Source organism: Acidobacteriota bacterium (assembly GCA_003696075.1).
In the GTDB taxonomy this organism is placed as follows: domain Bacteria; phylum Acidobacteriota; class Polarisedimenticolia; order J045; family J045; genus J045.
The window spans coordinates 1-4,604 of record RFHH01000216.1; the positions used below are offsets into that span (position 1 = coordinate 1).

Genomic DNA, 4,604 nt, shown 5'->3' on the forward strand with positions numbered 1-4,604 from the left:
CGGCTGGCGGAGAGGGTGGGATTCGAACCCACGGTAGGGGGATTACCCCTACAACGGTTTAGCAAACCGTCCTCTTAAGCCACTCGAGCACCTCTCCGCAGGCGCCGGGATTATGGCGAAGCGGGTTGGGGCGAGCAAGCGGCGCCGCCCATCCGCGCCGGCTGTCCCGTGCTCTGGAGCACCGCCCGCCAGAGGAGGCCGCCGGGGTCGATCCGCTTTCGCAGCCGGGTGACGAGGCGGATCGGAACGTGGACCTGCCGGCCGTGCACGCGCCCGACGAGCATCTCCGTCTTGCCGGCCATCGCGGCGTGCACCGCGTTCTGGCCGAGCTGCTGCGCGTAGATCGCGTCGAAGGCCACGGCGGGCGCCGACCGGATGGTGTATCCGGGATCGATGTACTTGAGCGTCAGGGGAAGCCCCGCGGCGCGGAAATGCTCGCGGATACGGCGGCACAGATACCCGCCGATGTCGGCCAGGCGCGGATTCCCCGAGGCGTCGCAGCCGAGGCGGCGCCGCTCCTCGGCGAGCAGGTCCTGCCCCGCGCCCTCGGCCACCACCACCACGGCATGCCGCCGCTCCGCCACGCGCCGCTCCAGGTGAGCGAGAAAGCCGTCGGGGCCGTCGAGGCCGAACGGCACCTCCGGCACGAGGACGAAGTTCGCCTCCCCGGAGGCCAGCGCCGCATGAGCGGCGATGAAGCCCGCCTCCCGCCCCATCAGGCGGACCACCCCGACGCCGTTGTAGGCCCCTTCCGCCTCGGCGTGGGCGGCGTCGACCGCGTGCCGGGCGACGGAGATCGCGGTCGTGAAGCCGAAGGTCCGGTCGACGAGCGGAATGTCGTTGTCGATCGTCTTGGGGATGCCGATGACGGCGAGGTTGAGCCCGCGCCGCCGCGCCGCTTCGGAGATCGCCAGCGCCGCGCGCTGCGTACCGTCGCCGCCGACCATGTACAGCTGATCGATCGAGCGCCGCTCGATCACCTCGGCGATCCGCTCCGGCGGGGGGGTGCCCCGGGACGAGCCGAGAAACGAGCCGCCCTGGTGGTGAATCGTCCGCACGACCTCGGGGGTCAGGCGCAGGGGCGGCGCGTCTCCCGTGGCGAAGCCGCGCAGGCCGTAGCGGATCCCGAAGATCTCGCGCACGCCGTAGTGCCAGTGGAGCGTCAGCACCACCGCGCGCACGACGTCGTTGATCCCCGGGCAGAGACCGCCGCAGGTGACGATGGCCGCGCGCACTTCGCGCGGTCGGAAAAAGAGCCGGCGCCGGGGCCCCGCCGGCTCGAGGCACGGCGGCTCTTCGCCCGCCTCGATCCGGGCGCGGACCTTCTCCCAGTCGGTGTCGAGGAGGATTCCCGGAGCGTCGTCAACGAAGGCGGACGGCGGCGCGACCGCCTGCATCGGCGACGGGACCTCCGCCGGGCCCAGCCGGGGGATCCGGGTCTCCTCCGGTCGCACGATTTCGCTCATCGCCTCTCCCGCGGGCGGCCGGAGCCGCCCCCGGACAAGTTAGCGCCTGCGGGCGCGGCGGGGGCGATCCAGGCCAGCGCCCTTCCGGCTCGCGCCCCCTGCCGGCGGTAGGAGGGCCAGTCGGGGCTGCAGATCGTGCAGGGGCCGACGCGCTCCACCCTTCCCTCCGCCACCCCGGCCGCGGCGAGGCGCTCGAGCAGCAACCCGCGGAGGTCGATGCGGCGGCGGCCCCCCGGTCCGGTCCCGCGGGCAAGGCCCAGCGCTTCCAGGACCTCCGGCCCGACCTCGTAGCAGCAGCCGCCGGCGGCGGGGCCGACCGCTCCCCGGAGCCGGGCGGGGGAGGCGCCCGCGCGGGCCATGGCCCGGACCGCCGCCTCGACGATTCCCCGGGCGAGACCCCGCCAGCCGGCATGGACGGCCGCGACGAGCCGGCCGTCCTCCGAGGCGAGCAGCAGGGGGCAGCAATCGGCCGTGACCACGCCAACCCGCAGGGACGGATCGGCCGAAAGCGCCCCGTCGGCGGCGGCGCGGGCTCCCCGTCCGGCCCGAACGACCCGAGCGCCGTGCACCTGCCGCGGGCGCCACACGGGCGGCGCGCCGTCGGGGACGGCCACGAACCCGTGGGGCACGGCGGGGTCGGCCGCGAGACGTGCCGAACGCAGGACCGGCGCGGTCACCGGGAGGGTCCGAACGCCTCCCGGAGGCCGGAACTTGACCCCCGGGGGGGAGAGGGCAAGAATGGCGGTCTTTGCGCCGCCGGGACACACCCAGCGCGAACCCCAGCAACCTCGGCTCCGCCGCCCGGCTCCCGGGCCGGTGCGGTGCGCCGGAGGGAGGCCGCCCGCATGCTTCGTCTCGCCCCGGTCGCCCAGGCCGCTCCCGCGGCCGGCAACGATTGGGTCCAGATGCTGGTCAGCTTCATCCCCATCCTGGGCATCGTTCTCATCTTCTACGTGCTCATCTTCCTCCCGATGCGGCGCCGGGAGAAGGCGCACGAGGCGATGATCAAGGCCCTGAAGGCCGGTGACAAGGTGATCACCTCCGGCGGGCTGATCGGGACGGTGACCCGATTGGAGGACGAGACGATCCGGCTCCGGCTCGCGCCGCAGGTGGAGGTGACGCTGCTGCGCCGCAACGTGGCGGGCAAGATGTCGGAGGAGTCGAAATGAGCGCCACGCTCAAGTGGAGGCTGATCCTCATCGCCGCGGTCGTCGTGGTCGCGCTGTTCCAGGCGTGGCCGCGTCCGGGCAAGCCGATCCTCAACATGCACCTCGGCCTCGATCTGCGGGGCGGCTCGCACCTCCTGCTCGAGGTCGTCACCGACGACGCGGTGAAGGCGGAGACGGACCTGACCGCGACCCGCACCGGCGAGCGGCTCCGGGACGCCGGCTTCCCCGACGCCCGTGCCGCCTCGACCTCGACGACCGAGTTCGAGGTCAGCGGTATCCCCGCCGACCGGCTGCAGGAGGCGCTGTCGGTGATCCAAGAGGAGCTCGCCCGCTGGAAGCCGCACATCGAGGGCGATGTGATCAAGGCGTCGATGCCGCCGCGGGAGGAGGAGGCGGCCCGGGAGCAGGCGGTCCTGCAGGCGCTCACGACGATCACCAACCGGATCGACCAGTTCGGCGTGGCCGAGCCGGTGATCCAGCGCGTGGGCGGCGGCGAGGGGAACCGGATCCTGCTCCAGCTTCCCGGCGTCGAGGACCCGGCCCGCGTGAAGCGCTCGATCCAGACGCAGGCGCGACTCGAGCTGCGGCTCGCCTACTACAAGGACGGGGACGGGCCCTTCCGTGGCGAGAGCCCGGAAGACGTGTTGGCCCAGCTCGGCGGAACCCTGCCGCCCGGCGTCGAGATCCTCCCGGCGGTGAAGAGGGAGGATCCGTCCGCGCCGCCGGTGATCGACTCCTACTGGGCGGTGGAGAAGACGGCGGTCATCACCGGCAACGACCTGCAGAGCGCGTTCCGCCAGACCACCCGGTGGGGCGAGAACGCCGTCGGTTTCCGGCTGAAGGTCGCCGCCGCCGACCGGTTCGCCCGCTTCACCCGCAAGAACATCGACCGGATCATGCCGATCATCCTCGACGGCAAGATCCTGTCGGCCCCGGTGATCCGCTCCGAGATCTCGGTCAACGGGCAGATTTCCGGCGCCTTCACTTACGAAGAGGCGGAGGACCTCGCCCGCAACCTGCGGGCGGGCGCGCTGCCGGCACGGGTCCGGACGATCGAGGAGCGGACCGTGGGACCGTCCCTGGGCCGTGACTCGATCATCGCCGGCGCCCGGGCGATCGTGCTGGGGTTCCTGCTCGTCGTCGGCTTCATGCTCGTCTATTACAAGCGGGCGGGCCTGAACGCGGTGATCGCGCTGGTCCTCAACCTCCTGCTCGTTGCGGCGTTGATGTCGGCTCTGGACGCGACGCTCACGCTGCCCGGCATCGCCGGCTTCATCCTCACCGTCGGCATGGCCGTCGACGCGAACGTGCTGATCTTCGAGAGGATCCGCGAGGAGCTCCGCTCCGGGAAGACGATCAAGGGGGCCCTCGACGGCGGCTTCTCCAAGGCGCTGTCGGCGATCATCGATGCCAACGTGACGACGCTGATCGCCGCGGTGTTCCTCTTCAACTACGGAACGGGTCCGGTGAAGGGCTTCGCGGCGACGCTGAGCATCGGGATCGTCGCCTCGATGTTCACGGCGATCTTCGTCAGCCGGACGCTGTTCGACTGGTCCCTGTCGCGGCAGACGACGCCGCGGCTTTCGATCTGAGCGGGGAGGACGGCGATGCGGATCATCGGCGAGACCCACATCGACTTCATGCGCTACCGCGCGCTCTGGCTCACCATCTCGCTGGTGGCCGTCGTCGCGGCGATCTCCACCGTCTCGACGCGCGGAATCCGGAAGGGCGTCGAGTTCGCCGGCGGCGCGCAGATCATCGTCCGCTACTCCCAGGCGACGGACCTGAACGACATCCGGTCCCGCCTCGCCGACGCCGGCCTCACGGGCGTGTCGGTCACCACCTCGAAGCTCACCAAGAGCGAACTGGGGAGCGCCTTCGAGGGCACCGTGGCCGGTGTGGAGGGAGAGGACGTGATCATCCGCGTCGCTCTCCAGGAGAAGGGTCCTGCCGCGGGGGAGACGGGGAA

The 4,604-nt window shown here is 71.9% G+C and carries 5 protein-coding genes and 1 tRNA gene; 3 read left to right on the forward strand and 3 right to left on the reverse strand.

Features of this window, described 5'->3' with window-relative positions; translation table 11 throughout:
- Nucleotides 1-4: 4 nt before the first annotated feature.
- The 3 genes from D6718_13450 to D6718_13460 form a co-directional block, all read right to left on the reverse strand.
- A tRNA-Ser gene (locus tag D6718_13450) sits at nt 5-97 on the reverse strand.
- Between the two features lie 13 nt (nt 98-110).
- A complete protein-coding gene (locus tag D6718_13455) occupies nt 111-1,466 on the reverse strand; it encodes an ATP-dependent 6-phosphofructokinase (protein ID RMG42713.1) in 1,356 nt (451 codons plus the stop codon).
- Entirely contained in the window at nt 1,463-2,143 is a 681-nt protein-coding gene (locus D6718_13460) for a laccase domain-containing protein (protein ID RMG42714.1), read from the reverse strand. Before D6718_13460 ends, D6718_13455 begins: the two co-directional genes overlap by 4 nt.
- A gap of 168 nt (nt 2,144-2,311) precedes the next feature.
- On the opposite strand from D6718_13460, the gene yajC reads away from it, so the two are divergent.
- The 3 genes from yajC to D6718_13475 all read left to right on the forward strand — a co-directional run.
- Nucleotides 2,312-2,635: a preprotein translocase subunit YajC gene (gene yajC, locus D6718_13465; protein ID RMG42715.1), complete on the forward strand. Its 324-nt coding sequence runs from the start codon at nt 2,312-2,314 to the stop codon at nt 2,633-2,635.
- Nucleotides 2,632-4,227 (forward strand): protein translocase subunit SecD, encoded by a 1,596-nt coding sequence (gene secD / locus D6718_13470; protein RMG42716.1) that lies wholly within the window; start codon nt 2,632-2,634, stop codon nt 4,225-4,227. The genes yajC and secD overlap by 4 nt, the downstream gene beginning before the upstream one ends.
- Nucleotides 4,228-4,242: 15 nt before the next feature.
- The coding region (locus D6718_13475; protein ID RMG42717.1) for a hypothetical protein at nt 4,243-4,604 on the forward strand (362 nt) is incomplete at its 3' end.